Below are 26,276 nucleotides of genomic sequence, written 5' to 3'. Positions count from 1 at the left end.
TCCCTAGAAGCCGGCGGTGCCGGCTCCTGCTCTCGCTCAGAAATCGACCTTGACCCCGATGATGCCTTCGTAGCCGCTGCTGTCATCGTCGAAGCCTTTCTGATAGCCGGCGGAAAAGGTGAAGGTGGTGTTGTCATCGACCTGGTGATCGATGCCCAGATTGATTTCCCCAGTCGTGCCACTCATGTCGGAGGTGAAAGGCACGTACCCGGAGGCCGAGGAGAACTCGGTCTGCGGCTGCCCCTTGAACTCGTGCCAGATACTTGGGCGAATCCAGGCCGTGGTGCGCCGGATTTCCCCGTCGTCATCCTCGTCGAACCAGTCCTGGGCGATGCGCAGGCCCAGCCTGGCGGCCAGCGAGTCGACGTCCTCGAAGCGCACGCCGGCAGCACCGTCATGGCTATCGTCCAGCTCGATGCGGCTGACTATTACCTGCGCCTGGGGCTCGACGAACAGATCGTCATCCACCTCGAAGGGGTAGCCCGCTTCCAGCGATGCACTGATGCCCCTGCCATCGGTCTCCAGGTGCTGGTCATCGGCCGAGTCGGACTCGATATCGAAGGTACTGAACTGCAACACGCCGTCGACGTACCAACCCTCGGGGCCGAAGTGGGTCCAGTAGCCACCCAGGCTGTGGGCGCGCAGACGATCATGGCCGGCATCACGGCCGTCGCCATGCTCGACGCTGCCGTACATTTTTCCGGAAGCGAAAGACAGGCCGGCGATATCCAGGCTGCCATCAACATCCTCGTTGCGATACAGATCGAGGCCGACCTGGAAGGCGTTGACGTCGTAATCGAAACTGGCAGCACCCTCGTCGCGCCCGCCTGCCTCGCCGACCTGGTAGATCACCCGCCCCCAGCCCAGCGACGGACCATATTCATCCACCTCCTCGGTCGGCAAAGGGTCAGTGGACAGGCGACGCTCCTCGCCAACCCGTTCGTGCAGGGTGTCCAGCAGAGCATGGCTGTAGCGCAGGGCCATCTCCGGTACGGCACTGTAGAGCGAGGTCTCTACGCGATAGTTGGGCTTTTCTTTCTCAGGCCATCCTGGGTCATCAGGTTCGATGGTCGAACGCAGATACCAGGCATCGGCATTGCTGTCGTCGCGGCTACCGCGATACAGCAGGTACTCGTAGGGTCCGGCTTTCACCTGGTTAAGCAGGCGGAAAGCCCCCTGCTCGGTACCACCACCATTGACCGCGTCGACCACCATGATGCCGTTGCCGGTGGTCAGGGCACCGGCGCCGCCGGCGTTGCGAATCGCCAGGTTGCTGCTGCCAGTAGCCTTGCCACCATCGATCACCACACGGTCCGAGGGCGACGCATCGTCATATAGGTGTGTGTTGAGGGCGATGGTGCCGTTGGCGCCGTGATAGTCATTCACGGTCAGGCGCTTGAAGGCACCGCCCAATGGCGCGCTGAAGTCGATCAGGCTGGCATCGTTGCGCAGGCTGCTGAGGTTGGAATCGCCGGTCAGTTGCCAAAGGCTGGTGTCGCGCATGCTCAGGTTGGCGGTGCTGCCGCTGGCGGTTTTGGCCGAGCCGCTGACCAGCGAGGACTTCAGCTCGAGGTTGGCGAGCCCGTCGGCCGTGACGGAGCGGTCGACATTCAGCCACTGGCCACTGCCGCCGGCCACCACATGGTCCAGGGCAATGCTCGCGGCGCCGCTGACATCGACTGTGGCGCCGCTGTGGTTGTTGAGTACACCCTGATCGATATGCACGCGGTTTTCGCTGCCCACTTCGGCCTGAGTGGCCAACGCCGCAGACTGGGCACCGCTAGCGCTCAGTTGCACGTGGCTACCATCGAGTTGTGCGCCGTTTTTCACCAGGGCGCCGTGGGCGCTATCGCCGCTGGCACTGATCGCTACCTGGTCGAGGTTCATCTGCGTGCCCTGGCTGTTGGCGAGCGCACCATGGGCGCCGCTGCCATCGCTGCTGACCACGCTGTGGTTGGCGTTGAGGGTGGCACCGGACTCGGCCTGCAACGCGTAGGACAGCGCGCCATGGGTCACCACGCTGCTGTTGTTGAGGGTCAGCTCGGCGCTTTCATCCTTGAACTTGCGGCTGACAAAAGCACCGGCGGCGTTGCTGCCCAGGGTTTCCACGCTGATGTTGTTGCCGACCAGGCTGACCGCACCGGGCTTGGCCGCGCCAATGCCGGCATACAGGCCACGAGAGGTGGCGCCTTCGGTTTTTACCGCGAGGTTGTTGAGGATCATGCTGCCGCCATCGTCCACCGCCGCCCCGTAGGACTGGCTGCCAGTGGTGTGCACGCTGGTGCCGTTGGCCACCAGCAGCGCGCCGGCGTTGCGCGACACCAGGCCATGGGCATAGGTGAGATTGGAGGCAATCGGCGAGCCATTGCCGGTGGTGGTCACCGAACCGCCGTTGAGGGTGACGGTGGCGCCCAGGTCGGCCACCACGCCCATGGCGTTCTCATTGCCACTGGTGTGCACGGTGACGTCGGTGGCGGTAACGCTGGATTGCGCGGCACTGATACCGGCGGAATAGTCGCCTGCGGTGTCTACCTTGCCGCCGCGAATGTCCACCACCGCGCTGTCCAGAGCACGCACGCCATAGCTGGATTTCTGTGTGGTGGTGATATCGCTGTCACTCATGCTCAGGGTCGATCCGGCGTTTTCCACCAGCACGCCAGGGCCGGCCGGGCCGACATTGCCTTCGACCCGCACCGAGCTGTTACGCATATCGGCAGCACCGCCGGCGGTAATGTTCAGCCCGGTGGAACGGGCGCCCTGGGTGGTCACGTTGGAATGGCTAATCAGCGCCGTGGAGCCGGCGCCCTCCACCGAGACACCATGGCCATAGGTACCCTTGGCCAGCAGATCACTCTGTTTGAGCACCACGCTGGCACCGGCCATGGCTCGTGCGGCGGCGGATGGATTACCGACAACACCGGCACCATCGACCTGCACCGAGCTGTTCTCCAGGCTCACCTGGCTGCCCGCCCCTTCGGCGCGAACGCCACCGACATAGTTGCCAGCACTGTTGAGGGTCAGGCCGCTACCGCTGACCTGACCGCCATTCTGGGCGTGTATCACCGCCGTGGTCGTGGTACTGGTAGCGGAACCGTTGACACTCAGTGTGCTGTTACTCAGTTGCATGCTGCCGCCATCGGCCCGTGCCGCGCTGGCGGCCGAACCGCTAGTGGTCACCTGAATGCCATCGGCGACGATCTGCCCACCGTTCTGCGCCAGCAGACCGTGACTGGCCTGGGTCGTGCCGCTATTGCCGGTGGTGGTCACCGTGGTGCCATTGCGCAGCACGATCTGGCCACCGTCCATGGCCTGCACGGCTACCGAGCCTTTGGACAAGGTGCTGATCGCACCGCCGCTGAAATCGACAATACCGCCGATGCTGACCAGGCCCCGATTGTTCAAGCCGCTGACGCCGCCGCCCATCAGAATCGCCGTGTCTTCCAGGGTGAGGATGCCACCCTGTGTGGCCAGCGCACCGGTCATATCGGTGGCATTTACCGCCACGCTGGCGGCGGTTTTCGGGCTCATGTCGACGGTAATGCCAGCACCGCGAATTTCCCCGCCGTTAGTGGCGCTCAAACCGGTCTGGCCTTTGGCGGTCGCCGCACTGATGGCGCCGCTTTTTACCTCGCCCTGATTGAACTCGATGACGCCGCCATCGGCTTTCACGCCGGTGCTGGTGGCGGCGGCGAGATTGACCGTTGCCTCGTCGTGAGTACCTGCACCACTGATGCCCACACCAGCATTAGTGCTGACGGTGATAGGAGCAGGCGCCCCGAAGACCATGGGCGCCGAGCGCACCGCCTGCATGGCGATGTCCAGATAAGAAGGTTGGAGCTCGATTTCGAGGCTGGCCTGGGACGGCTGGTTGAGTTCGGCCGGGCCGGCGGAGATCACCGCATCCTCGGCTTCTGCCTCGATTATCTGCAAACCGAAAATACCGGCAAGGATCAGGCTGATGGCCTGGGCCAGGCGATTGCGCCGAAGATTGCTCAACGACGGAGAAGTAACGCGTAGCGGCTGTTTCATCACGGCGACTCCAGCAAGTTTCGTTGCTGGCAGTCTCCGCAGCGCGGTTCTGGCGGTATGCGAGGGTTTTCCGAGAGCGCTGTAGTAGATATCCGATTCGCAGAGCGGCGGTAGGGTCCTCGGCAATCGCCACCTAAGACTAAAGGAGCCGAACCGGCGCCTTTGAACTGACGCCGTCGGGCACTAGACTCGCGTGCCGAGGGCAAGCAGCCCTCGCCTGCAGTTCCGGAGTCAGCATGTCCTCATCCCTCGGTCGCAACGCGGCGACCCTCTGCGGCTTCGCCGCCATCCTCCTGTGGAGCACCATCGTCGGGCTGATCCGTGGGGTCAGCGAGCAGTTCGGCGTCATCGGCGGTGCGGCGTTGATCTACACGGTCGGTGCCCTGCTGCTCGTGCCGCTGCTCGGACGCCCGCGCCTGCGTGGTCTGCCACCCATCTATCTGGTGTTCGGCAGCCTGCTGTTCGTCACCTACGAGTGGTGCCTGTCACTGTCGCTGGGCTTTGCCGACAACCGCGCCCAGGCCATCGAGATCAGCGTGATCAACTACCTGTGGCCGTGCTTCACCATTCTTCTGGCCATCGTCATGAACGGCCAGCGCGCACGCTGGCCGATAGTGCCGGGCATCGCCCTGGCGCTGCTCGGTATCGTCTGGGTGGCCAGCGGCGATCAGCCGGTGTCCCTGCAGCAGACCCTGGCCAACGCCGCCAGTAACCCGCTCGCCTACGGCCTGGCGTTCACCGGCGCGGTGCTCTGGGGGCTGTATTGCAACGTGACCAAGCGCTATGCCGAGGGCCGCAACGGCGTGGTGCTGTTCTTCATCCTGGTGGCGGCCACGCTGTGGCTGAAGTATCTGTCGGGCGAGCAGCAGCCGCTGGTGTTCACCCTGCCGGCCAGCCTGGAGCTACTCGCCGCGGCGGCGGCCATGGCGGGCGGCTATGCGCTGTGGAACCTGGGCATCCTGCGCGGCAACCTGACCCTGATGGCCACCGCCTCCTACTTCACCCCGGTGCTCTCGGCGCTGTTCGCCATGGTCTGGCTGGCCACGCCGCTGGGCGCCTCGTTCTGGCAGGGCGTGGCGATGGTCATCGGCGGCTCGCTGCTGTGCTGGCTGGCCACCCGCGAGACCGTCAGGACAGCAGACTGACCACCGAGAAGCGGCTGATGTTGGCCTGGGCCACCACGGTCTGGGTCACCGCCGCGTAGCTCGACGGGCTGCGCTGCATCAGGTTGAACACCTGGCCGGCGTAGTCACGCGCCCACTGGCTCTCGTCCAGCTCGGCCTGGCGGGCGAGAAACTCGCGGATCTCCTGCTGACGATGGCTGATCTGGTCGCGGATCGCGCCGACGCGGTCGAGCGCCGACACCACGCTGTCGAGCACCCGGCGCAGCTCGCGGTAGCTGTCGGCGCTGACTTCCGGCGGGAAGCTGATCAGCTCCTCTTCCTGGGTCTGTACCCGGCTCTGCACCTTGGCCGCCAGTTTGCCCTCGCCCTGCACGGTGAGCTGGCCACGCAGCTCCTGCCAGTCGCTCTCGCGGGCGGAAAACTTCAGCGCGCCGCCCTGCTCCAGCTCGGCACGAATGCCGGCCTGGCCGAGGCCGGCATTGAAGCGGCGCAGCAGCTGTTCGGTACTCATGCCCTCGTCCAGCACCACCGCCAGCGGCTCAGCCAGCTGGCGTCCGGCGCCGAACAGTAGGGTCTCCTTGCCGGCCTGCTGCAGCTGCTCGATGGACTCCAGGCCCTGGATGCTGAAGCGGCTGCGCACCGGCTCGGTGAGACGCAGGCGCAGGTTGGCGTCGAGGGTGCCGGCGGAGCGCTGGCTGCGTTCGTCGAGCAGCTGTTCGACCTCGCGCATGGCCTGCTTGAGGCCCTCGCGGTCACTCGCCTGGCTGCCGCTCAGCTCGCGGCTGAGGTTGAGCTTGAGCTGGCGCAGGCGGCTGGCCAGCTGGTCGAGATAACTCTCGGCCGACTGCATCGACGACAGCTGTTGGTTGAGCTGCAGGTTGAAGCTGGCGCCCTTACCCTGGTTGCGCTCGGGCTGCGCCTGCTCGGCCTGCCGCGGCTCGCTGCGGCGGGTCTTGGCCGGTGCGCTCTCGCGCAGCACGCTCGGGCGCTGGCCCTGGGTGTCGATGCCCGTGAGTACGGGCAGCTGCTTGTCGACCTTCATCGGCGCTCTCCGTGCCTTACAACAGCTGGAACAGGGACAACTGATTAATCTTCAGGTAGGTCTTCTGCGACGCCTGCAGCGCCAGCTGGTAGTTGTTCAGGTCGATGCTGGCGCCGGCGTAGTCGAGCTGCGACAGCTCGCCGTCGAGCTTCTGGTTGACCAGCGACACCTCCTCGTTGCTGCCGTTGAGCAGGGTCAGGGTGTTCTGCCGGCCGCCCAGCTCGGTGATGGCGCCGAGCATCTGGCCGTGGGTCAGGTCGAGCTGGTCGATGGTGTCGCGGATCTGCTGGGCCACCGCCGGATCGGTGATGTCCAGCGCCGGGTCCTGTAGCACGGCGACGGTGGCGTGCAGCTGGTTGAGCAGGTCCATGCCCGGGCCGAAGATTTCCAGCGCCGTGGTGTTCTCGTCGACCAGCACGCCGTTGGCTACCGCCGCCTGGCGGTGCTTGTCGTTGCCGTTGGCCACGTAGGTCTGGGTGGCGGCATCGAACACCACCGCCGGGCGGTCGCTGAGGGTGCCGGCGAACAGGTAGCGGCCCTCCTCGTCGCGCACGTTCACGTAGCTGACCAGGGTCTGCTCCAGGCTGGCCAGCTCGCCGGCCATGGCCGCCACGTCCTCGCCGGCGTTGGCGCCGGTGTTGGCCGCCCACAGCAGCAGGTCGCGTACGTTGAGGCTGAGGTCGGACATGGACGAGAGGTTGGTCTCCTGGGTCGACAGGTTGCCGGAGACCATGGTGATGTTGCTGCGGAACTGGGTGAGGCTCGCCTCTTCGCGCTGAATACGCAGCATGCGCACGCTGGCGATGGGGTCGTCGGACGGCTGCAGGATGCGCTGGCCGCTGGACATCTGTTGCATCAGCTTGCCCAGCTCGGCCGAGTTGGCGTTCATCGAGCTGTGCATCATCGCGGTGATCTGGGCGTTGGTGATACGCATGGTTTCGACTCCCGTCAGAAGGCCGCCAGTACGGCGTCGAAGACTTCCTTGGCGGTGCTGATGACCTTCATGTTGGCCTGGTAGGCCTGCTGATAGGTCATCAGGTTGACCGCCTCCTCGTCCAGATTCACCGCGCTGACGCCGTCGCGCTGGGCCTGGGCCTGCTGGGTCACCACGGTGGCCGACTTGAGGTCGGCCTGGTTCTGCCGGCTGTCGCTGGCGATCTGCCCGATCAGCCCGGCGTAGGCGTCGTTGAGAGTCACCGAGCTGCCGTTGAGAGTGATGGTCTGGCTCTTCAGGTCGAGCAGCTGCAGCAGCACCTGGTTGTTGCCCACCTCGCCGGAAGCCGACGACAGGGCCAACTCCTCGGCGCTGAGATCAGCAACCTGCAACATAGCGCTGGTGCTGGCCGGGTTGTAGACGAACAGGTCCTGGCCCGGGTTGCCGGCCAGGTCGAAGCCGCCGCCCAGGGTGGTGTTGACCATGTCGGCCAGCTGCTCGGCCATGTCGTGCAGGGCGTCCTGCATCGGCCGCAGGTTGTCGTATTCGCTGTCGTACAGCGCGCCGAGCGAGCCGCCGATGCCGTCCTGCTGCAACGGGAAGCTGGTGCCTGCAAAGGTCAGGGCGATCTGCTGCTCGCCGGTCGGCAACTGGCTGACCTGCAGGGTGCCGGCAGAGTTGCCAGCCACCAGCGGCTGGCCGTTGGCCAGGGACACGGTGAGCGAGCCGTCCGGCACTTCGTGGGTGCGGATCTTGGCGAACTTGCTGAGCTGGCCGACCAGGCTGTCGCGATGGTCGCGCAGGGCCGAGGTGTCGCCGCCGACCGCCTGGGTCTCGGTGATCTGCCGGTTGAGCTCGGCGATATTGGCGTTGAGGCCGTTGATCTCGTCGCTCATCGCCACGCGCTGTTCCTTGAGCGCGGCGAGCTGGGCGCCGATATTGCCGTTGAGGCTGTTGAAGCGCTGCGCCAGGTTCTTCGACTCGCTGATGATCTGCTGGCGCATGGCCAGGGATTCCGGCGTCGAGCTGGCGGCGCTGAGCGCGGCGAAGAAGTTGTCCAGGCCCACGCTGATGCTGGCGCCGTCGCCGCTCATCAGCTTCTCCAGGGCGCCGAGGTACTGCTGCGCGCCCTCGAAGTAGTACTGCTCGGTGCTGGCACGCCACAGCTGCTGGTTCTGGAAGTCGTCGGCCAGGCGGCGAATGCTGGTGACCTCGACGCCGCCACCGGCATTCAGGCGGTCACGCCCGGACAGCGAGCTCATCTGGGTATTCAGACGGCTGAAGCCCGGCGTGTTGACGTTGGCGATGTTCTGCCCGGTGGTGTTCATCGCCACCTGGGAGGCGCGTACGCCGCTGTAGCCGATCTGGCTGAGGATGCTCACGAAATTCTTCCTTTCGGCTCGATCCGGATGGGCTGGGCAAAGGCCGCGGACAGCGACTGGTGCAGGCCCGCCTGCGGATCAGGGGAGTTCTTCTGCTGATAGGCGACGGAATCGGTCGCTTCATTAAATTCGTCGTGCAGCGTCGGACGCAGGTCCTCGACCTGGCTCAGCAATTCGCCGCTACGCAGCTGCTCGTTGCGCTGCAGGGCGCGCTCCAGCTCGCCACGCGGCAGCTCGCGCGCCGGCTCGACGCTGGCCTGGTTGCGGCGCAGGTCGTGGAGGATGTTGCGCGTGTAGTTGCGGGTTTCCTCGTAGGGAATGCGCTGTACCCAGGCCTCGGCGCCGATCTGCCCGGTGCGCGGATCGCCGAGGCTCTGCAGCCACTCGTCGACCTTGCCGGGGCCGGCGTTGTAGGCAGCCAGCGCCAGGGCCTGGTGGCCGTCGTAGCGCTGCATCATCTCGTCCAGGTAGGCGATACCCAGGCGCTTGTTGTATTCGCCGTCGGCGGTCAGGCGCTGCTCGTCGAAGTCCAGGCCGAGCTTGGCTGCCATCTCCCGCGCGGTGTCCGGCATCAGCTGCATCAGGCCGCGCGCGCCCTTGGGCGACACAGCGGCGACGTTGCCGGCCGACTCGTGCTTGATCACGCTGTCGACCAGCGCCGAGAAGACATCGGTGCCGCGCTGCCAGACATGCTCGGCAGCCTCCACGCCGCGCCGCCAGACACCGGCCAACGGGGTGACGTTGACGCTGGCGATCGAGCTGCGCTGCAGTTCGGCGCCACGCGCGCTCTGCTCGGCGGCGGCCAGTTGCTCGGCGCTCGGCGTGCCGCCGGATAGCTGGCGTACCAGCAGGTCGGCGATGCCGGTCTGCTTCTTCTCCGCCAAAGTCTCGGCCAGCACCTCGTCATAGAAGTCGCGCATGGTATCCAGCTCGCGGTTGCGCATCGGGTTGCCGGCGGACAGCACGTCGCCGGCCTTGCGCATCTGCTTGAGGATCTGTTGCAGGAACAGCGCCTCGAACTGCTCGGAGGCAACCTCCAGCTGCCCTCGCGGGTCGCTGCCGGCGGTGCGGCGCAGGGTGTTCAGGGTGGTCGGCAGGGAAACGATGCTCATGCGTCAGATCACTATCAGTTCTGCGTTCAGCGCGCCGGCCTGCTCCAGCGACTGCAGGATGCTCATCACGTCGTCAGGCGTGGCGCCCAGGCTGTTCACCGTGTTGATGATGCTCTCCAGGCTGGCGCCTTCCGGCCACTTGAACATGGCGTTGCGGTCCTGGCTCACCTCCACGTCGGATTGCGGGGTCACCGCGGTCTGGCCCTGGGAGAAGGCATTGGGCTGGCTGACCTGGGGGTTCTCGCTGATGGTCACGGTAAGGGTGCCGTGGGCCACGGCGGCGGCTTTCACCCGCACGCCCTGCCCCACCACCACGGTGCCGGTGCGGCTGTTGAACACCACCTTGGGCCGCTCGCGGCCTTCCTGCACCTCGACCGTTTCCAGCAGGGCCATGAAGCTGGTGCGCTGGCTCGGCGACTGCGGCGCGCGCACGCTGATCTTGGTGCCGTCGAGTGCCTGGGCGGTGCCGGGGCCGAACACCCGCTCCAGCGCGGTGACCACCTTGGTCGCGGTCTGGAAGCTGGGCTGGCGCAGGTTGAGCATGATGTCCGGGCGGGTGGCGAAGTCGCTGGGAATCATCCGTTCGATGGTGCCGCCGTTGGGGATGCGCCCGCCGTTGGCACTGTTGATCGCCACGCTGGAGCCGCTCTGCCCGCTGGCATTGAGGCCGCCGACCACCAGGGCGCCCTGGGCCAGGGCGTAGGTCTCGCCATCGACGCCGCGCAGCGGGGTCATCAGCAGCTGGCCGCCGCGCAGGCTCTTGGCGTCGCCCAGCGAGGCGATGGTGACGTCCACCGTCTGCCCCGGACTGTAGGACGGCGGCACCTCGGCGGTGACCATCACCGCGGCGACGTTCTTCAGCTTGGGATCGACGTTCGGCGGCAGGTTCACGCCGAACTGCTTGATCATGTTGGCCACCGACTGGCTGGTGAACTTCACCTGGTTCTTGTCACCGGTGCCGTCCAGGCCGATCACCAGGCCGTAGCCGATCAGCTGGTTGCCACGGATACCCTCGACATCGGCCAGGTCGAGCAGCGGCACGGCGCGCGCCGCCAGCGGCCAGCACAGCAGCAGCGAGGACAGGAAGAAGTAGATCGGGCGCATGAACGGCGTCGCCTCAGAGCGGGAAAATGGGGCTGGTGAAGAAGCGCGTCAGCCAGCCGGCCGAGTTGCTGTCGTTGAGCACGCCGCGGCCGGCGTAGGAGATGCGCGCGTTGGCCACGTTCTGCGAGGAGATCTGGTTGAAACGGTTGATGTCGTCGACCCGCACCAGGCCGGTGAGGCGGATGAATTCCTCGCCCTGGTTCAGGCGCAGCGCCTTCTCGCCCTTGACCACGAGGGTGCCGTTGGGCAGCACGCGGTGCACGGTGACGGCGATGGAGCCGCGCAGCGAGTTCTGCTGCGAGCTCTCGGCCGAACCGTCGAAGTCGCGCTCGGCCTCGGCCGAGGTGGTCAGCTGGTCGTAGTCCTTGTTGAGGATGGTCGGCATCGGCACCGAGATGCTGCCGCTCTTGCCGAAGCTGGTACCGGCGCTCTTGCTCGACTGGGTCTGTTCCTCCAGCACCACGGTGAGGATGTCGCCGATACGCAGGGCGCGCTGGTCCTGGGTCAGCGAACCGTAGCCGGTGCGGTACAGGCCGCCGCCGGTGGTCGGCGGCAGGCTGTAGTCCAGCTCCGGCGGCTGGTAGGCGGTGGAGTCCTCGTCCGGCAGCATCTCGTTGAAGCTGGCGCAGCCACCCAGCAGAGCCAGAACGGAAGGCAGGGCCAGGGTGCGGAGGATCGACAGGCGTTTCATGGCGATCACACGGTCTGGTTGAGGAACTGCTGCATGCCGGACGCAGCGTCCAGCACCTTGGCGTTGGCCTCGTAGGCGCGCTGGATGGCGATCATGTTGACCATGGCCTCGACCACCTGCACGTTGGAGCCTTCCAGCACGCCCTGCTTGAGGGTGCCCAGGCCTTCCTCGCCCGGCACGCCTTCCACCGGCTCGCCGCTGGCCACGGTCTCGCGATAGAGGTTGCCACCCAGGGCCTCGAGGCCGGCCGGGTTGGTGAAGTTGACCAGGGTGATCTGGCCCAGCTCGCTGGGCGTGGTGTCGCCCGGCAGGATGGCGGTGACGATACCGTCGCTGCCCACGGTGAAGCTGCTGCTGCCGACCGGTACTTCGATGGCCGGAGTCAGCGGCAGGCCCTGGGAGTTGACCACCATGCCCTCGGCGTTGAGCTGCAGCTGGCCGTTCTCGGTGTAGTAGATGTCGCCGTTGGGCGCCTCGACCTGGAGGAAGCCGCGGCCGATGATCGCCAGGTCCATCGGCTGGCCGGTGGTCTGCATGCTGCCTTCGGTGAACACCTTCTGCGTGCCGGCGACGCGCACGCCGCTGCCGAGCTGGATGCCCGAGGGCACGGTGTTGACCTCATCGGCCTGCGCACCTGGCTGCAGTTCGATGGAGTAGAACAGGTCCTCGAAGGCGACGCGGTCGCTCTTGAAGCCGGTGGTGTTGACGTTGGCCAGGTTGTTGGCCACCGCCGACAGGGCGGTGTCCTGGGCGGCCAGGCCGGTCTTGCTGACCCACAGTGCGGAACTCATAACTCTCTCCTTAACCGCGAATCATGCGGTTGCCGGCCTCGGACAGATCCTCGGCGGCCTTCATCATCTTCACCTGGGTCTCGAACAGACGATTCAGGCTCATGGTCGCGGTCAGCTGATCGATGGCCGAGACGTTGCTGGCCTCCAGGTGGCCGCTGGCCAGGTTGACGTTCTCCAGCTGCTCGGCCGGCTGGCCGTCCTTGCGTACCAGCAGGCCGGCGGCGTTCTTCATCAGCGCCTCGGCCGGGGCATCGACCAGACGGATGCGGTCTACCTCGGCGGTGACGAAATCACCGCGCGGCACGATGGACACGGTGCCGTCGTTGCCGATGGTCAGGCTGTCGTATTCCGGCAGCACGATCGGGCCGCCCTCGCCGAGCACGGCGCGGCCGTTGATGCTGAGCTGGCCATTGGCATCGATCAGCATGTTGCCCTGGCGCGTGTAGGCCTCGCCGTTAGCGTCCTGCACGGCGATCAGGCCGGGGCCGCGCACCGCGAAGTCGAGGTCTCGGCCGGTGGCCATCAGGCTGCCGGAGCTCAGGTTGACGCCGTTGTTCTCCACCACCGCCATGTGCCGGCTGTCGTAGCCATAGCCCTCGACATCCACCGCACGGGCGCGCTCCATGTCGGCGCGGAAGCCCGGGGTGTTGACGTTGGCCAGGTTGTTGGCGCGCACCTGCAGCGAGAGCATGGTGCGGCTGGCGGCGGTCATCGCCGTGTATCCCAAACGGTCCATGGGTCAGCCTCAGATCGCGCCGAACAGCACTTGGGTGAGTTCCTTGTCGGTGGACAGCACCTTGGTGTTGGCCTGGTAGTTGCGCTGGCCTTCCATCAGGCCGACCAACTGCTGGGTCAGGTCGACGTTGGAGCTTTCCAGGGCGCCGGCGGCGAGCACGCCGAGCTGGCCGACACCGGGAATGCCGAGCAGCGGCTGGCCGGATTCGGCGGTCTCGCTCCACGCGGTGCCGCTCTCGTTGTTCAGGCCGTTGGGATTGGCGAAGGTGGCTAGTACCACCTGGCCCTGCAGCATGCGCTGGCCGTTGCTGTAGTTGGCGTAGACGCGGCCGTCCTTCTCCACGGCGATGCCGGTCTGCTCGCCGGCGGCGTAGCCGGAGGCGCGGTTGGTGGTGACCACGAAGTCCGAGCCGTACTGGCTGGAGCCGCTGTAGTCGACGGCGATGGCGACCGGATCGGCACCCGGCGCGGCGAAGCCGACGTTGACCGTGCCCACCGGCGTGGCCAGGGTGCCGGCGGTGGTGAAGGTCAGCGCCTGCGGGCCGCCGACGGCGGCGCCATCGGCGTAGTAGTGGGCGTTCCAGGTGTTGGCGCCGGTCTTGACGAAGTACTGGGTCAGGGTGTGTTCCTTGCCCAGCGAGTCGTAGACCTTGGTGGTGTAGGTGGAGTTGAAGGTGTCGGCGTTGGCCGGGTCGAACGGCGCCACGGTCGGCACCGTCTCGTTGGCATCCAGGTTGGCGACGAAGGCCAGAGTGTCGCTGGCCTTGGCCGGCAGGTTGGCGCTCTGCAGCTGCAGGTCGCCGATGGCGCCGACCAGCAGGTTGCCGTTGGCATCTACCGGGTAGCCCTGGACCTTCTGCCCGAGGTTGTTGGTGATGAAGTTGGCGTTGTCGGTGCCGAACACACCGGCGCGGGTGTAGCTGATGTCGCCGTTAGTGCCCTTGGTGACGAAGAAACCGCCGCCGGAGATGGCCAGGTCCAGGCCGCGCCCGGTGCTGACCAGCGAACCGCCCTGGCTGATGCTCTGGGTGGTGCCGATCACTTCCACGCCCATGGCCTGGCTGTCGGCGTAAACGCTGCCGAACTCGGTGCGCGACGACTTGAAGCCGGTGGTGCCGACGTTGGCGATGTTGTGGCTGATGGTGTCCAGCTGCTCGTTGACCGCGTTGAGGCCGGTCAGGGCGATATTGAAGCTCATGTGTTAAACCTCTTGGATTCGCAAAGGTGCAATCACAGCGCCGCGATGGAAGCGGGCTGGCCGAATTCGACGATGTTGTAGAACGGCACCGAACCGGCGCCCTGCACTTCCAGCACCGGACCGTCGGCGCTGACCCGCACGTTGTTGACCAGGCCGCTGATCTCCACTTTGGGCGACTCGCCGCTGTCGGTCTCGACCGCCACGCCGTAGCTGCCCGGCGCCAGACCCAGGGCCTGCGGGTCGATGCGGAAATCGGCCAGGCCCGGCTCCTGCGGGCCGAGCTGGATCTTGGTCTTGCGCCCGCTGGCGTCGGTCAGCACCAGGGTGGTGGTGCCCGAGGCGTGCGCCATGTTGAGCTGGCCTTCGATCACTTCGCCGCCCAACTCCAGGCTATCCACCGCCACCTTCACCTGCTGGCCGACCAGGCCGGCGGCGGTGAGGGTCTGCAGGTTGTCGGTGAGGATCAGGTTGTTCTGCGCCAAGCTGGCCATGTTCTCCATGCTCTTGACCTGGCTCATGGCGGAGAACTGGTTGAGGAACTCGGTGCTGTCCACCGGGTTGGTCGGGTCCTGGTACTGGATCTGCGCGACCATCAGGCTGATGAAGCTGTTCTCCAGCTGCGTCGCCTCGCTCAGGTTGACTGCCTGCTTGATGCTGTCATCGGTGCTGTAGCTGGTGCCGCTCTGGCTGGTGGCGTTGACGGTAGCCATCAGGACTCTCCCAGTTTGAGCAGGCCCTGCTGCATGCTCTTGATGCGATTGAGCACTTCGACGTTGGTCTCGAAGCTGCGGGTGGCCGACATCATGTCGGTCATTTCCTCGATCTCGTTGACGTCCGGGTAGAACACGTAGCCGTCGCGGTCGGCCAGCGGGTTGCCCGGCTCATAGCGGCGCTGCGGATCACGCCCGGAGGTGACCACGTCGAGCACCTGCACATGGGCGCCGCCCATGCCGACGTCGCGGGTCAGCTCGTCATTGCCGTACACCGCGGCGAACAGCGGCTTGCGCGCCTTGTACACATCCTCGGCACTGGCTGCGGCGGAGTCGGCGTTGGCCAGGTTGCTGGCCACGGTGTTGAGGCGCACGGTCTGCGCGTTCATCGCCGAACCGGCGATGCGATAGATGGAATCGAATGCCATGGCGATCAGCGTCCTTCGATGGCTTGTCGGAGGCCACGGAACTTCATGCCGAGGAAAGTCAGGCTGGTCTGGAAGTCCATGGAGTTGCGCGAGAATTCGGTCTGCTCGACACCCGCCTCGACGCTGTTGCCGTCCTGCGAGGGCTGGTGCGGCACGCGGAACTTCAGCTGGCCGTCGTCCAGCGCAGCACGCACCTGATCGGCCGGCGCATGTTCGAGCCGACGCATCTCGGCGGCGAAATCGATGTCGCGCGCCTGGAAGCCCGGCGTGTCCTCGTTGGCCAGGTTGGCGGCGAGAATCTCGCTGCGCTGCATGCGCAACTCCAGCGCTCGCGTGTGCACGCCCAGCGCCTCCTCAACCCTTATACTCATGCCCGCTTACCTCTCGACCAAAATTCGCTTGCGGGTCATTGAGCACAAACCGTGCCGGCCTTTTATTTATTCGTAAGATATTGATTTAAATGAAGAAAATAGAAGAAAAGAAAAGCCGTACGGGAAATCTCATTTCGCTTTTGCGCATCAGCCGGCGAGCAAGGGGAAGCGTTGTTTCCGCCTTGCTGCTCAGCAGCGCGATGCTCTCGGCGCAGGCCGCCGAGACCGCGCAGCAACAGCTGGAAGATGCCGTCGCCGCACCGATGCGCGAGTTGCTGCAAAGCCATGCGCAGCAGCAAGGCTGGCAGGGCATGGACTACCAGCTGCAGCACCAGCTGCTCGGCAACGCACCAGCGGCGCCCTGCCCCACGGCGCCGAGCGTGGAACGCCTGGCCGGTGATCCCGACCCACTGCAGCGCCAGCGCTTCCAGCTGCGCTGCGCCGAGGCCGGCTGGCAGGCCACCCTGCTCAGCCAGGCCCAGGTCTATCTGCCGATGGTTACCGCCGTGCGCGTGCTGGAGCGTGATCGCACCATCAGCGCGGATGACCTGCGCCTGCAGCGCACCGACCTGAGCAAGGCGCGGCGTGGTTTCTTTCTAAATATCGAGCAGGTCGCCGGACAAAGCGCCAAACGGCGCATTCGCGCCGGCCAGCTGCTCAACCCCAGTTTGCTGGATGCGGCGCTGCTGGTACGCCGTGGCGACAAGGTGAAGATAGTCGCCAGCCAGGACGGCATTCAGGCCAGCGCCAATGGCGAGGCCCTGGCCGATGGCAAGCAGGGCGAGGTGATCCGCGTGCGCAATCTGTCCAGCGAAAAGGTCATCGATGCCCAGGTGCTGGAGAGCGGCGTAGTCAGCAGCATCCTGCGCTGAAGCCCGGCGCAGCGCGGCCGCAAGAGAGCGCCGGAAGCATGGCGCCAATTATTTTCGAAATCCGTTTAATGCCTTCGACGGGCCTGTCGCCTTACCCCTTCAGCAGGCGATCAAAGCCAGCTTCACACAAGCCCACTTGCACGAAGGATTTCCATCATGGCTCTGTCGATCCACACCAACTACTCCTCGCTGGTCACCCAAACCAACCTGACCAAGACCAACAGCTCCCTGAGCACCAACCAGCAGCGCCTGGGCACCGGCTTCCGCGTCAACAGCGCCGCCGACGACGCCGCCGGCCTGCAGATCGCCACCCGCCTGAACGCTCAGTCCCGTGGCATGGCCGTAGCCATCCGCAACACCAACGATTCCGTGTCCCTGCTGCAGACCGCCGAAGGCGCCTTCAGCGAAATGACCGACATCCTGCAGCGCATGAAAGACCTGGCCACCCAGGGCGCCAACGGCACCAACAGCGCCGACGACCTGGACTCCCTGCAGTCCGAGTACGACCAGCTGGGCGAAGAGCTGGCCAACATCATGGACAACACCAGCTACGCCGGTGAAGCCCTGTTCAGCAAGGACAACAGCGCTGGCAAATTCGCCGCCGCCGTCGACTTCCAGATCGGCTCCACTTCCGCCGAAACCATGACCCTGGACCTGACCGCTGCCGGTACCGACGCCATCCAGACCCTGACCGACGCCCTGGACGGCATGTCCACCGTCTACACCGCTGGTAGCGCTGCCACCGCCGGCACCGAAATCACCGGTGCGGCCAACGCCACCATCGACCTGGTCAAGACCGCTCTGGACGCCGTAGGCACCCTGCGCTCCCAGTTCGGCGCCACCATCAACCGCCTGAACCACACCGCCAACAACCTGAGCAACATGAAGGACAACACCGACATGGCCAAAGGTCGCATCATGGATGCCGACTTCGCTCAGGAAAGCGCCAACATGACCAAGAACAGCATGCTGCTGCAGTCCGGCATCTCCATGCTCAAGCAAGCCGGCCAGATGCCAGGCATGGTCATGTCCCTGCTGGGCTAATCCCCCGCAGCGCATACCGCGTAATACAGCGCCCCGCCTCGTGCGGGGCGTTTGTTTTTCCGCTAGTTTCTAGCTAGCTGGACGCTGGCGGCGCCGCAATACGACTAATCGCCGAGACCGTCCATAGGCACAGTTCAGAAACAGGACTTGTGACAACAAAATCATGACGTCAAAATGTCGCCCTTTTGTATCTTCCTTACTACGCAAGGTTAGAAAACCGACTTCGACATCATGACGACCAGCCCCGCACCACAGTCATCGAACCCGCCCGAGGGCGCTCCCACGCTGGTGATCCGCACCGGCTGGGCGGACTGTCACGCGCATTTCCACCCGGCGCACTACCAGCTGGTACTGCACCGCAACGGTCATGAGGAGAAGGTCGACCTGGGCTTTTCCGGTAGCCGCCTGCTGGAGCGGCTGCTGCGTTTCCCGGGGGAAGTGGTGCCGCGCGAGGAACTGCTCGCCTATGCCTGGAGCGATCGAGTGGTCGGCCAGGGCAGCCTCAACCAGCAGGTCTACACCCTGCGTCAGTTGCTCGGCGACGAAAAACGCCGCGAGATCATCCAGACCCTGCCGCGCCGCGGCTACATGTTCAATCCCAAGTGCCTGAATGCCGCGCCGCAAGCCGAGGCCGAAGTCGCCACGACCAGCGAGAGCAAGGAGCTGCCACCGCGCCCGCCGCTGACCTCGGCGCAGCGCCGCCTGTATGGCGTAGTGCTGTGCATCGGCACCCTGCTCTGCCTCGGCGCGCTGGTGCTGTCGAGCATCCACTACGCGCTGTTCCAGACTCCGGTGGCGCGCCAGGAACATCAGTTGGGCAAGCTGCACTTCACCTATTCCAGCCCCAGCGCCGAAGGCCTGGCCGAGCTGCTGGAAGAGACTTCCGCCTTCAGCACACGCCTGGCGGAGCTGGCCGAGAAGCCGGCCAAGGTACGCTTCGCCAAGACCGCCGACCTCTACGAAATGCTCTGCACCCGCGCTAACGGCAGCAACAGCTGGCTGGTGATCGACGAAACGCAGCTGACCCAGGTCGGCGACCAGCTGCTGCGAGGCTGCCTGCAATGATTCCGCGTTATCTGTGTCGTTGGCTGCTGCTCGGCGGCGCCCTGCTCCTGGGCCTGCTGCTGTGCCTCGCGCTGGCCTGGTACCACTTCCAGTCGAGCAGCGAGTTCAACGGCCGCTACGAATCCGCCGGCAGCGTGGTGCAAAAGGATGGGCAGGTGCTGCCGGTCAGCCACAGCATGCTGATCAAGGATGGGCGTTTCTACGCCATGACCCGCCAGGGCGACACCATTCTCAAGACCTCGGGCGAGATCGAGTCGGCCTTCGCCGGCAACTTGCGTTTGCGCGTGGACAAGGGCGAGGTGGCCGAGCTGAGCCAGGCCTCGCGGCTGGACAACCACGTGCTGTTCAACCTGCTGTACAGCACCGAGGCCGACTCGGTCATCAACCTGCGCCCAGCCGGCCCCTGCCTGATCGCCGTGGAAACCCGTCAGCTGTACTGCCGCAGCGACGGTCTCTGAGTCACAGCTTGCCCTTCTCCGCCTCGCCGTCCGCTGCGGCCTTCTGCTGCCCCTCGACGAAGCGCGCGCCCTGCTGCGAGTAGTGCACCTGGGCGGCATAGCCCTCGCCGAACAGGTCGCGGTACAGCGTCTCGGCACGGCTGGTCAGCAGCAGCAGCTCGATGCGCCGGTTGGCGCCGTTCTCCGGGTCCTCCGGGCGTAGCGGCATGACGTCGGCCTGGGCCGCCACCTGCAACACGTGCAGCGGCGGCAGGCCGGTTTTCACCAGCACGTTGCGCGCGCGCAGGGCGCGGTCGCCGGAGAGGTTCCAGTTGTTGTAGCCGGCGCTGCCGCGATAGGGCACGGCATCGGTGTGACCACTGATGATCAGCTTGTTGTCGACCTTGGCCAGAACCCCGGACAGCGCGCCGAGCAGCTTGTGGAAGTGCGGGTCGAGTTTGGCGCTGCCACGGGCGAACATGAAGCGCTGCTGGTCGTCCTTGATCAGGATGCGCAGGCCCTGCGGCACCACCTCGACCTCGATGTTGGCCAGTGCGTCGACCTGCCCGGAGACTTCGCGCACCAGCGCAGCCAGCTCCTTGAGATCCTCGCTGCTGTTGTAGCGCCGCGCAGCGCTGGGCTGGCCAGTCTCGGCCGGCGCGGCGGCCGCATCACTCTGCTGCGGCTTGCCCAGCAGCGCGGTCTGGGTGGCGTCCTTCTGGGTATCGAAGTCCTTGCGCGTGTGGCTGCCCTCGAACTCGATGGGCCGGGTGTTGGCGCTGTCGAACACGCCGGCACCACCGTCGAGCAGCGGGTTGCTCTGCTCGTCGCCGTAGGACGGGTTCTCCATCTTCATCTGCGGCTGGATCACCCACAGCACCATGAACAGCGCCATCATCGCCATGGTGAAGTCGGCGAACGCCACCTTCCAGGCGCCGCCGTGCTCCTCATGGTGATTCTTGCGCCCGCGCCGTTTGATGATCACCTCATGCTCGGCGCCCTTCCTGTTGCCTCTCATGCCAGTGCGTCCCGCGCTTCCTCATACTCGGTCACCCAGGTCTCGAGGCGCTTGAAGGTCGGCTTGACGTCCTGCTCGATCAGCTTGCGCCCGGCGTCCACCGCCAGCAGCGTGGGCTTGCCGGCAACGTGGGCGACCAGGGTGGTACGCACGCACTCCAGCGCCGACATCTCGGTCTTGATGCGCTGGGCCATGGCGTTGGATAGCGGCTCCATCATGCAGTAGCACATGAAGATGCCGAAGAAGGTACCGACCAGGGCCGCCGCCACGTGCGAGCCGATCTCGGCCACCGAGCCGCCGATGTTGCCCATGGTGATGACGATACCCATGATCGCCGCGAGGATGCCGAAGCCAGGCATCGACTCGCCGATCTTGTGCAGCGAGCGCGACGGCTGCATCAGGCTGTGCTCCATCGCCTCCAGCTCCTGCTCGAGGAAACCTTCCAGCTCATGGGCGCTGATCTTGCCCATGGCCATCAGGCGGAAGTTGTCGGCGATGAAGAACATCAGGTTGTCTTCGGCCAGGATCAGCGGGTACTTGCTGAACAGCTCGCTCTGCTCCGGCTCCTCGATGTGCTCGTCGAGCACCTTGAGGCCACCGGCATCGACCATCTCCAGCAGCTCGTAGAGCAGCATCAGCAACTGGCGCTGGAACTCCTCGCCACGACGCTTGTAGACGAACACCGCCTTGAGCTGCACCAGCATCTCGTGCAGGACTTCCTTGGGGTTGCCGACGACCAGGCTACCCAGGCCGGCACCCAGGATGATGATGATCTCCGCAGGCTGCCAGAGTGTGGCCAGCTGACCGTGCGCCATGACGTAACCGCCCAGCACGCAGCCGATGATGATGAAAGCTCCGAGTAGTTTCTGCATGGTTCTGTCACTAGGTTGGATCGGTTAGAAAACGGCAGGCCTTGGCGATCGCCTGCTTGCTCAGCTGGCACACCCGGGCGTCGGTCAGATCGAGCACCAGGGCGATTTCCTTGAGGCTCAGCTCGTGCTGGTAATACAGGGTGAGGATCAGCCGCTCGCGCTCGTCGAGGCGGCTCAGCGCCTGCTCCAGCAGGCGTTCCTTGAGCAGGCGTTCTTCCAGCGAATCGCCGCCCTCGGGGAAATGTTCGTGGCCGTTCTGCAGCAGCTCGTCGAGGCTCTCCACCGCTTCCGCATAGTCGGCGCGCTGGAACTCCTGATAGTCCTCGCGAGAGATGCCGGTGGCGGCCAGTACCTCGTCTTCCTGCGGCGCGCGGCCCAGGCGTCGGGTCAGCGCACGGATGGCATCGCGCACCTTGTGCACCTGCTGGCGCAGCTGGCGCGGGCGCCAGTCCTGGCGGCGCAGCTCGTCGAGAATCGCACCCCGGATACGCAGGGCGGCGAAGCGGCCGAACTGCTCGTCGGGCTCGCCATAGCGGCGCAGGCACTCGAGCAGGCCGAGCAGGCCGATCTGCTCCATGTCCTCGCGATCCAGCGCCTGGCTGGTCTGCAGCGCCAGCTGGCTGACGATGCGGCGCACCAGCGGCAGGTACTGGCGCACCCAGCGCTGCTCCGCCGCAGGCGTCAGCGGCGCCTGGGCTTGCGCGGCGTATGCGTGATCGAGCGCGTGCATGGCGGCTTACTGCACAACCAGCTTGCTGACCAGCACGTGCTGGAACGGCGCCACCACCTTGCGCGCGGCGAAGTCGGCGAGCAGCGCCTTCTCCAGGCTCTGCTGCAGGTCGGTGATGGCCATGCCGCGCAGGTCGGCGAACTTCATGGTCGACAGGTGCGCCACCGCCGAGCTGCGCACCATCGGGTCGGCCTGCTCGAGCTTCTTCTTGTCGCTGTCTAGCGGTGCCTGCAGCACCAGGTCGAGGACGAAGTAGTGTTCCTGATCCTCGCCACGCAGGCTGAGGATGATCTTCTGCACCGGGAAGAACAGGTACTCGCCCGGTTCCTCTTCCTCGGCCTGAGCTTCTTCGACGAACTGCGCCTGGCCACCGGCCAGGGCGCTGTCCTGCAGCAGCGAGCGCATCAGGAAGTAATTGGCGCCTACCCCGCCCAGGCTGATCAGCGAGCTGAGGAGGATGACGATCAGAAGGATCCGCGACGTTGGCATAAGACTGAAGTTCCTGTGGTGTTCGGGAGCCGGCCACCCTGGGCCGGCGAGTGCGGGGCCGGGCCCTACACGGTGATCAATACGTCGTCGCCCGCGCCTTGGCGGGCGTCGTTCTGGCCAGGCTCCAGGCGCAAGGCCTGGGCCACCGGTTGCTCGTCCTGCGCCTGGCGCCAGCGGCTGTGCTGCTGGCCCTGCTGGCCGGACTGCGCGTCGCTGCCGACCTGCACGTTGACCTGCAGGAAGTTCTGCCCGACCAGTTCCTGGCGCAGGCGATCGCTGGTCTGCTGCAGCAGGCGCGCGACGTCGCCCTGGGCAGCGGAGATCTGCACGTTGAGGCGGCCCGAATCGTGGCTGAGGAGAATCTCCAGGCTACCCAGCTCCGGCGGGTCGAGGCGGATGGTGGCGCTCTGCACCTTCTGCTGCAGTTGCAGCTCGACACTGTCGCGCAGCGCGCCGAGCATCTGCTCGCCCCACTTGGCCTCCGGCGCCTGCAGCTTGAGCTGGCGCTCCAGGCTCGGCGTGGCGTCGGTCTGCACCTGCGCCTGGGTGTTGTTGCCCAGACCACGCAGCAATTCGTTGTCTGCCAGGCTCGCCGGCGCCGCGCCATCGACCGCGGCCAGCGTCTCGCCGGTAGTGGAAGTCGTGGCAGACATCGCCTCGCCGGCCTGGCCGATCCCTGCCAGCAGCGCGCCCATGGCCTCGCCACGAGGCGCCTGATGCAGCATCTGCACGGCAGCGCGCGGTGCCTCGGCGAGCGGCGCAAGTTCTTCCGCACGCGGCTGTGGCAGACGCACCAGCAGCTCGGGCGACAGGGTCAGCACGGGGCCATCGACAGGCTCATCGGTCGCTGCCTCCTGCTCGCCCTCGCGGGCCTGCACCTTGACCTGGCGCTGGCCCAGCACGCTGAGCAGCCACTGCTCGGCGCTCTGCGCCGGCTCGCTGTCCGGCTGCACCACGGGCTCCTCGACAGAGGCTTGCGGCAGCGGCTCGACGGGCAGCTCCTCGGCCACTTCCGGCTGGGCGGCCAGGGCATCGCCGAGCAGGGCGAAGCCCAGCGCGTCGGCGCCCGCCTGGCCGGCGGCCGGCAGCACGCCTTCGCTGTTCGCCTGTCCCTGCTGGGTGGGCGCAGTCATCAGTTGCAGCACAATCAACTCCCGCTGACTTGCCGGTAGGCGGTACGCCCCTCGGCATATTCCAGGTGGCTGAGCAGCACGCGGCGCAGCCGTTCACACTCGGCGGCACAGGCCTGGTAGGCCTCTTCGTGCAGCCGTTTCAAGCGTTGCCGGGCCTTGCCCGCCTCCTCGCTCAGCCCGGGCTGGCGCGCCAGCACCAGCAGCTGTTCGCGGATGGCCTTGTCGACACCGGCCAGGGCCATCCAGTCGTCCTCGCGCAGTACCCGCTCGAGCTCGGCGTAGAGCTCCAGCAGGACGCGGCAATCCTCAGCGACGCGCGGCACTGACACCGTCCCAGCCCTCGCGCAGCACGCCGAGCAGGTTGACCACCTCGTCCAGGCCTTCCAGCGACAGGCTCACGCTGACCTCGGAGAGGCGGTAGATGCAGTAGTCGTAGAGGCGCGCCAGGCCCTGCACCACCTCGCCACCGCCCTCGTAGTCGAGGGCGCTGTTGAGGCCGTTGAGGATGTTCAGGCACTTCTCCAGGGACTGGCCCTTCTGCTGGTAGCGCTTGCCCTCGATGTGGCCGCGCGCGCGGGCCAGTTCGTCGAGCAGGCCGTCGAACAGCATCAGCACCAGCTCGTAGGGCGAGGCGGCGGCAGCGCGCGCCTCCAGGTCCACCGAGCGGTAGCTGTCGTAGGTCTCGTTCAGGTGATAGGTCATGCGAAGAGTCCCGCGGTCTGCTCCATGGAGGCCATGATCTGGGCCATGCTGGTGTACTGCTTGAGGTAGCGGTTGTAGTAGGTGTCGTACTGCTTCTCGATGAGGTCGAGCTGCTCGCTGTTGCGCTTGAGGCTGAGGTTGAGGCTTTCCTTGCGGCTGGCCATGACCCCGCCGGCGGCGGTGACGTAGACGTTGAGGTTCTTGTCGATGCTGTCGAGCAGGGCGTTCTTGTCGCCGAACAGCTTCTCGAAGCCTTCCGGATCGGCGGCCACCGCCTTCTCCAGGCGTGCGGTGTCGATGCTCAGCTTGCCGTTGCGGTCCGCGGCGATGCCGAACTCGATCAGGCTCTTGCCGCCGAACTGGCTGCGCACTGCCTGGTTGAGCATGTTCTCGATCGAACGGATGCTGGCGTCGCCGGCCAGCGGGCCGCGGCTGGCAGTTTCGCTGCCGCTGGCGGTGAGGCTGTCGAAGGTGCTCATCAGGCCGTTGAAAGCGTCGACGAACTTCTGCACCTGGGTCTTGGTGGCGGACGGATCCTGGCCGATGGTCAGGCTCAGCGGCGCCTCGCCACTGGCGTGCACCTTGCTGAAGGTCAGGCTGACGCCGTCGATCATGTCGGTAAAGGTGTTGCTGGAGTTGCTCAGCTCCATGCCGCCCTCGCCGCCGAGGTAGACGATGGCGTCCTGCGCCTTGCTCAGCTCGCGGGCGGAGCCGACCGAGGTAGCGAAGGTGCCGCCGGCGCTGGTGGACAGACTGATGGCGTTGTCCGCCCCGCTCTCCTCGGCGCTCAGCACCAGCGATACCTGGCCGTTGCTGCGCACCAGCGAGGCCTTCACGCCACTGTTGTCGGCAGCGCCATTGATCGCCGCGGCCAGCTCTTCCAGCGAGTTGCTGCCGTCGCCGTCCTTGTCCACGCCGGCCAGGTCGATGCTGAAGCTGTCGCTGCCCTGGCCTATGGTGAAGCTGCCGCTGGTGGGTACGTCCGCGGCGGTCAGGCCTTCCAGGGCCAGCTGATGGGAGCTGGCCAGCTGCTTGACGAAGAACTGGTAGTTGCCCGGCTGCGCGCTGCTGCCGACCGATGCAGTGGCGTAGCCCTGCTGGCCGAAGGTGGCGCTGTTGACCAGCATGCTGCTGCCCACTCCGCTCAGTGACTTGAGCGAGGTGCGGAAGCTCTTCAGTGCCGAGTCCAGCTTGGTCACGGCGTCCAGCGAAGTCTGGTAGTTGGTCTTGGTGCGCTGGTTCTTGGTCAGCGCCGCCTGGACCTCGTAGTTGGCCAGTTGGGAGGCCATCTGCTGGATGTAATCGGAATCTATGGTTGCCATGGTCGGTACCCCTTTAGGGACTGTTGAGCAATATCGATGCCAACGACTCAAGTCATTGATTTATATCGATTTATCTATAAATCATGGTGAAGAAAAACTTCCGCACGACGCGCCCTGACGAGACAGGGGAAGGCCTTCTTCCGGTTTTTCCGCAAGACGTAGCCACCCTCTGAAAAGGCGACCGAAAAGCAGGATTCATTAAGCGCGCAGACCTCCCGCCGGACGGCAGGAGGCAATGGCAAAAGAGAGGGGAGAAACGCGGGGGATCAGTAGCCGAGACGGCCGTACAGACCGGCTTCGGATTCGCCGGCGAGCAGCTGGGAGAGGATGTCGTTGTGCATGGCCAGCAGCTGGCCGTTGCGCTCGTTGAGGCGCTGGCACTGGCCGACCAGCTGGCCGAGTTGCTGCCAGGACTGCTGCAGGTGGCCGCGGCGCGCCGGTGGGTAGCTGTCGAGCAGGCACTGCATGCCTTCGGCATCGGCCTCCAGGCGGAACGCCTGCAGGGTCTTGGCACGGCGCTCGGCACGCTGGCGCACGGCCTCGACCAGATCATCGATCTGGTGATTGATCAGGTCGATGTGCACGCAGTCGCGCGTCATCAGGTGACCGTAGAGCTCCTGCATCAGGCCGCGCAGGCCGAGGTAGTCGGCGCAGTCCTGGAGGATGTCGCGCTCGGCCAGGGTCAGCAGCTGCTCGCGCTTTTCGTTCACGCGTCGTTGCCGTTGTGATAGGCCAGCATGCTGCGCGACAGCACGCCGGCATCGAGGCTGATCTCGCCGCGCTGCAGGGCCTGCTTGATCGCCTCGACCTTGGCCAGGTCGATCTCGGGCAGCGCGCCGAGGGCGTCCTGCAGCTGTTCCAGCGGCAGGCTCTCGGCGGGCGCGCTGGCGCCGGCCGGGCGCTTGCTCTCGGCCGCGGCGGCGCGGGCCTGCAGCGGGGCC

The 26,276-nt window shown here is 65.9% G+C and carries 28 protein-coding genes; 5 read left to right on the top strand and 23 right to left on the bottom strand.

Annotation, left to right across the window (positions count from 1 at the left end; genetic code table 11):
* Positions 1–36: 36 nt before the first annotated feature.
* Complete coding sequence (locus tag IP89_RS10815; protein ID WP_043309520.1) at positions 37–4,029, bottom strand: autotransporter outer membrane beta-barrel domain-containing protein; 3,993 nt, start codon at positions 4,027–4,029, stop codon at positions 37–39.
* Positions 4,030–4,265: 236 nt separating this feature from the next.
* Here IP89_RS10815 and yddG point away from each other — a divergent pair, with 236 nt between their 5' ends.
* Positions 4,266–5,174: an aromatic amino acid DMT transporter YddG gene (gene yddG / locus IP89_RS10810; RefSeq protein ID WP_043309519.1), complete on the top strand. Its 909-nt coding sequence runs from the start codon at positions 4,266–4,268 to the stop codon at positions 5,172–5,174.
* Here the strand turns inward: yddG and IP89_RS10805 are convergent.
* Genes IP89_RS10805 through flgB form a run of 12 tightly spaced genes read right to left on the bottom strand, consistent with a single transcriptional unit; the run spans position 5,158 to position 15,651 of the window.
* Positions 5,158–6,195, bottom strand: coding sequence for a hypothetical protein (locus IP89_RS10805; protein WP_043309518.1), 1,038 nt, complete (start codon positions 6,193–6,195; stop codon positions 5,158–5,160). The genes yddG and IP89_RS10805 overlap by 17 nt on opposite strands.
* A gap of 16 nt (positions 6,196–6,211) precedes the next feature.
* Positions 6,212–7,129, bottom strand: a complete 918-nt coding sequence (gene flgL, locus IP89_RS10800) for a flagellar hook-associated protein FlgL (RefSeq protein WP_043309517.1) — start codon at positions 7,127–7,129, stop codon at positions 6,212–6,214.
* A gap of 14 nt (positions 7,130–7,143) precedes the next feature.
* Positions 7,144–8,511, bottom strand: coding sequence for a flagellar hook-associated protein FlgK (flgK, locus tag IP89_RS10795; protein WP_043309516.1), 1,368 nt, complete (start codon positions 8,509–8,511; stop codon positions 7,144–7,146).
* Positions 8,508–9,623, bottom strand: coding sequence for a lytic transglycosylase domain-containing protein (locus IP89_RS10790; protein WP_043309515.1), 1,116 nt, complete (start codon positions 9,621–9,623; stop codon positions 8,508–8,510). The genes flgK and IP89_RS10790 overlap by 4 nt, the downstream gene beginning before the upstream one ends.
* 3 nt (positions 9,624–9,626) lie before the next feature.
* Positions 9,627–10,727 (bottom strand): flagellar basal body P-ring protein FlgI, encoded by a 1,101-nt coding sequence (locus tag IP89_RS10785; protein ID WP_043309514.1) that lies wholly within the window; start codon positions 10,725–10,727, stop codon positions 9,627–9,629.
* A gap of 13 nt (positions 10,728–10,740) precedes the next feature.
* The gene (gene flgH / locus IP89_RS10780) at positions 10,741–11,418 is read right to left on the bottom strand and encodes a flagellar basal body L-ring protein FlgH (RefSeq protein WP_177326866.1); all 678 of its coding nucleotides are present in this window, start codon (positions 11,416–11,418) and stop codon (positions 10,741–10,743) included.
* A gap of 5 nt (positions 11,419–11,423) precedes the next feature.
* Complete coding sequence (flgG, locus tag IP89_RS10775; RefSeq protein WP_043309513.1) at positions 11,424–12,209, bottom strand: flagellar basal-body rod protein FlgG; 786 nt, start codon at positions 12,207–12,209, stop codon at positions 11,424–11,426.
* 10 nt (positions 12,210–12,219) lie between these two features.
* Positions 12,220–12,945, bottom strand: a complete 726-nt coding sequence (locus IP89_RS10770) for a flagellar basal body rod protein FlgF (RefSeq protein WP_043309512.1) — start codon at positions 12,943–12,945, stop codon at positions 12,220–12,222.
* Positions 12,946–12,954: 9 nt separating this feature from the next.
* The gene (gene flgE / locus IP89_RS10765; RefSeq protein ID WP_043309511.1) at positions 12,955–14,142 is read right to left on the bottom strand and encodes a flagellar hook protein FlgE; all 1,188 of its coding nucleotides are present in this window, start codon (positions 14,140–14,142) and stop codon (positions 12,955–12,957) included.
* Between the two features lie 32 nt (positions 14,143–14,174).
* Positions 14,175–14,852 carry a flagellar hook assembly protein FlgD gene (flgD, locus tag IP89_RS10760; RefSeq protein ID WP_043309510.1) on the bottom strand — a complete coding sequence of 226 codons (678 nt, stop codon included), beginning with the start codon at positions 14,850–14,852 and terminating at the stop codon, positions 14,175–14,177.
* Positions 14,852–15,280, bottom strand: a complete 429-nt coding sequence (gene flgC / locus IP89_RS10755; RefSeq protein ID WP_043309509.1) for a flagellar basal body rod protein FlgC — start codon at positions 15,278–15,280, stop codon at positions 14,852–14,854. The genes flgD and flgC overlap by 1 nt, the downstream gene beginning before the upstream one ends.
* A gap of 5 nt (positions 15,281–15,285) precedes the next feature.
* Positions 15,286–15,651 (bottom strand): flagellar basal body rod protein FlgB, encoded by a 366-nt coding sequence (flgB, locus tag IP89_RS10750; RefSeq protein WP_043309508.1) that lies wholly within the window; start codon positions 15,649–15,651, stop codon positions 15,286–15,288.
* Positions 15,652–15,833: 182 nt separating this feature from the next.
* On the opposite strand from flgB, the gene flgA reads away from it, so the two are divergent.
* The 4 genes from flgA (at position 15,834) to IP89_RS10730 (ending at position 19,090) form a co-directional block, all read left to right on the top strand.
* Positions 15,834–16,523, top strand: a complete 690-nt coding sequence (gene flgA / locus IP89_RS10745) for a flagellar basal body P-ring formation chaperone FlgA (protein ID WP_256203132.1) — start codon at positions 15,834–15,836, stop codon at positions 16,521–16,523.
* A gap of 156 nt (positions 16,524–16,679) precedes the next feature.
* The gene (lafA, locus tag IP89_RS10740; protein WP_043309506.1) at positions 16,680–17,567 is read left to right on the top strand and encodes a lateral flagellin LafA; all 888 of its coding nucleotides are present in this window, start codon (positions 16,680–16,682) and stop codon (positions 17,565–17,567) included.
* 231 nt (positions 17,568–17,798) lie between these two features.
* Positions 17,799–18,632: a winged helix-turn-helix domain-containing protein gene (locus IP89_RS10735; RefSeq protein WP_043309505.1), complete on the top strand. Its 834-nt coding sequence runs from the start codon at positions 17,799–17,801 to the stop codon at positions 18,630–18,632.
* Positions 18,629–19,090: a hypothetical protein gene (locus IP89_RS10730; protein ID WP_043309504.1), complete on the top strand. Its 462-nt coding sequence runs from the start codon at positions 18,629–18,631 to the stop codon at positions 19,088–19,090. The genes IP89_RS10735 and IP89_RS10730 overlap by 4 nt, the downstream gene beginning before the upstream one ends.
* A 1-nt stretch (position 19,091) precedes the next feature.
* On the opposite strand, the gene IP89_RS10725 is transcribed toward IP89_RS10730, so the two are convergent.
* The 10 genes from IP89_RS10725 to flgM all read right to left on the bottom strand — a co-directional run bounded on the left by IP89_RS10725 (position 19,092) and on the right by flgM (position 26,269).
* On the bottom strand, positions 19,092–20,087 hold the full coding sequence (locus tag IP89_RS10725; RefSeq protein WP_043309503.1) for an OmpA family protein: 996 nt from the start codon (positions 20,085–20,087) through the stop codon (positions 19,092–19,094).
* Positions 20,084–20,959, bottom strand: coding sequence for a flagellar motor stator protein MotA (gene motA, locus IP89_RS10720; protein WP_043309502.1), 876 nt, complete (start codon positions 20,957–20,959; stop codon positions 20,084–20,086). The genes IP89_RS10725 and motA overlap by 4 nt, the downstream gene beginning before the upstream one ends.
* 10 nt (positions 20,960–20,969) lie before the next feature.
* Positions 20,970–21,689, bottom strand: coding sequence for a FliA/WhiG family RNA polymerase sigma factor (locus IP89_RS10715; RefSeq protein WP_043309501.1), 720 nt, complete (start codon positions 21,687–21,689; stop codon positions 20,970–20,972).
* Between the two features lie 6 nt (positions 21,690–21,695).
* Positions 21,696–22,178 (bottom strand): flagellar basal body-associated FliL family protein, encoded by a 483-nt coding sequence (locus tag IP89_RS10710; protein WP_043309500.1) that lies wholly within the window; start codon positions 22,176–22,178, stop codon positions 21,696–21,698.
* A gap of 65 nt (positions 22,179–22,243) precedes the next feature.
* Positions 22,244–23,323, bottom strand: a complete 1,080-nt coding sequence (locus IP89_RS10705; RefSeq protein ID WP_043309499.1) for a flagellar hook-length control protein FliK — start codon at positions 23,321–23,323, stop codon at positions 22,244–22,246.
* A 2-nt stretch (positions 23,324–23,325) separates the two neighbouring features.
* Positions 23,326–23,634 (bottom strand): hypothetical protein, encoded by a 309-nt coding sequence (locus IP89_RS10700; protein ID WP_043309498.1) that lies wholly within the window; start codon positions 23,632–23,634, stop codon positions 23,326–23,328.
* The gene (fliS, locus tag IP89_RS10695; protein ID WP_043309497.1) at positions 23,618–24,013 is read right to left on the bottom strand and encodes a flagellar export chaperone FliS; all 396 of its coding nucleotides are present in this window, start codon (positions 24,011–24,013) and stop codon (positions 23,618–23,620) included. The genes IP89_RS10700 and fliS overlap by 17 nt, the downstream gene beginning before the upstream one ends.
* Positions 24,010–25,335, bottom strand: coding sequence for a flagellar filament capping protein FliD (gene fliD / locus IP89_RS10690; RefSeq protein WP_043309496.1), 1,326 nt, complete (start codon positions 25,333–25,335; stop codon positions 24,010–24,012). Before fliD ends, fliS begins: the two co-directional genes overlap by 4 nt.
* 266 nt (positions 25,336–25,601) lie before the next feature.
* Positions 25,602–26,045 carry a flagellar protein FlgN gene (gene flgN, locus IP89_RS10685; protein ID WP_043309495.1) on the bottom strand — a complete coding sequence of 148 codons (444 nt, stop codon included), beginning with the start codon at positions 26,043–26,045 and terminating at the stop codon, positions 25,602–25,604.
* The gene (gene flgM, locus IP89_RS10680) at positions 26,042–26,269 is read right to left on the bottom strand and encodes a flagellar biosynthesis anti-sigma factor FlgM (RefSeq protein WP_052081046.1); all 228 of its coding nucleotides are present in this window, start codon (positions 26,267–26,269) and stop codon (positions 26,042–26,044) included. Before flgM ends, flgN begins: the two co-directional genes overlap by 4 nt.
* Positions 26,270–26,276 lie beyond the last annotated feature (7 nt).

It is taken from the genome of Pseudomonas sp. ML96, assembly GCF_000761545.1.
GTDB lineage: Bacteria > Pseudomonadota > Gammaproteobacteria > Pseudomonadales > Pseudomonadaceae > Aquipseudomonas.
The sequence above is the reverse complement of the archived record's forward strand: the minus strand, read 5'-3'. Positions and strand labels throughout refer to the sequence as shown.

Excerpts from the sequence above, each read along its gene's own strand:
- IP89_RS10815 (WP_043309520.1), bottom strand. The coding sequence starts at position 4,029 with ATGAAACAGCCGCTACGCGTTACTTCTCCGTCGTTGAGCAATCTTCGG.
- yddG (WP_043309519.1), top strand. The coding sequence starts at position 4,266 with ATGTCCTCATCCCTCGGTCGCAACGCGGCGACCCTCTGCGGCTTCGCC.
- IP89_RS10805 (WP_043309518.1), bottom strand. The coding sequence starts at position 6,195 with ATGAAGGTCGACAAGCAGCTGCCCGTACTCACGGGCATCGACACCCAG.
- flgL (WP_043309517.1), bottom strand. The coding sequence starts at position 7,129 with ATGCGTATCACCAACGCCCAGATCACCGCGATGATGCACAGCTCGATG.
- IP89_RS10790 (WP_043309515.1), bottom strand. The coding sequence starts at position 9,623 with ATGAGCATCGTTTCCCTGCCGACCACCCTGAACACCCTGCGCCGCACC.
- IP89_RS10785 (WP_043309514.1), bottom strand. The coding sequence starts at position 10,727 with ATGCGCCCGATCTACTTCTTCCTGTCCTCGCTGCTGCTGTGCTGGCCG.
- flgH (WP_177326866.1), bottom strand. The coding sequence starts at position 11,418 with ATGAAACGCCTGTCGATCCTCCGCACCCTGGCCCTGCCTTCCGTTCTG.
- flgG (WP_043309513.1), bottom strand. The coding sequence starts at position 12,209 with ATGAGTTCCGCACTGTGGGTCAGCAAGACCGGCCTGGCCGCCCAGGAC.
- IP89_RS10770 (WP_043309512.1), bottom strand. The coding sequence starts at position 12,945 with ATGGACCGTTTGGGATACACGGCGATGACCGCCGCCAGCCGCACCATG.
- flgE (WP_043309511.1), bottom strand. The coding sequence starts at position 14,142 with ATGAGCTTCAATATCGCCCTGACCGGCCTCAACGCGGTCAACGAGCAG.
- flgD (WP_043309510.1), bottom strand. The coding sequence starts at position 14,852 with ATGGCTACCGTCAACGCCACCAGCCAGAGCGGCACCAGCTACAGCACC.
- flgC (WP_043309509.1), bottom strand. The coding sequence starts at position 15,280 with ATGGCATTCGATTCCATCTATCGCATCGCCGGTTCGGCGATGAACGCG.
- flgB (WP_043309508.1), bottom strand. The coding sequence starts at position 15,651 with ATGAGTATAAGGGTTGAGGAGGCGCTGGGCGTGCACACGCGAGCGCTG.
- lafA (WP_043309506.1), top strand. The coding sequence starts at position 16,680 with ATGGCTCTGTCGATCCACACCAACTACTCCTCGCTGGTCACCCAAACC.
- IP89_RS10735 (WP_043309505.1), top strand. The coding sequence starts at position 17,799 with ATGACGACCAGCCCCGCACCACAGTCATCGAACCCGCCCGAGGGCGCT.
- IP89_RS10730 (WP_043309504.1), top strand. The coding sequence starts at position 18,629 with ATGATTCCGCGTTATCTGTGTCGTTGGCTGCTGCTCGGCGGCGCCCTG.
- IP89_RS10725 (WP_043309503.1), bottom strand. The coding sequence starts at position 20,087 with ATGAGAGGCAACAGGAAGGGCGCCGAGCATGAGGTGATCATCAAACGG.
- motA (WP_043309502.1), bottom strand. The coding sequence starts at position 20,959 with ATGCAGAAACTACTCGGAGCTTTCATCATCATCGGCTGCGTGCTGGGC.
- IP89_RS10715 (WP_043309501.1), bottom strand. The coding sequence starts at position 21,689 with ATGCACGCGCTCGATCACGCATACGCCGCGCAAGCCCAGGCGCCGCTG.
- IP89_RS10710 (WP_043309500.1), bottom strand. The coding sequence starts at position 22,178 with ATGCCAACGTCGCGGATCCTTCTGATCGTCATCCTCCTCAGCTCGCTG.
- fliS (WP_043309497.1), bottom strand. The coding sequence starts at position 24,013 with ATGACCTATCACCTGAACGAGACCTACGACAGCTACCGCTCGGTGGAC.
- fliD (WP_043309496.1), bottom strand. The coding sequence starts at position 25,335 with ATGGCAACCATAGATTCCGATTACATCCAGCAGATGGCCTCCCAACTG.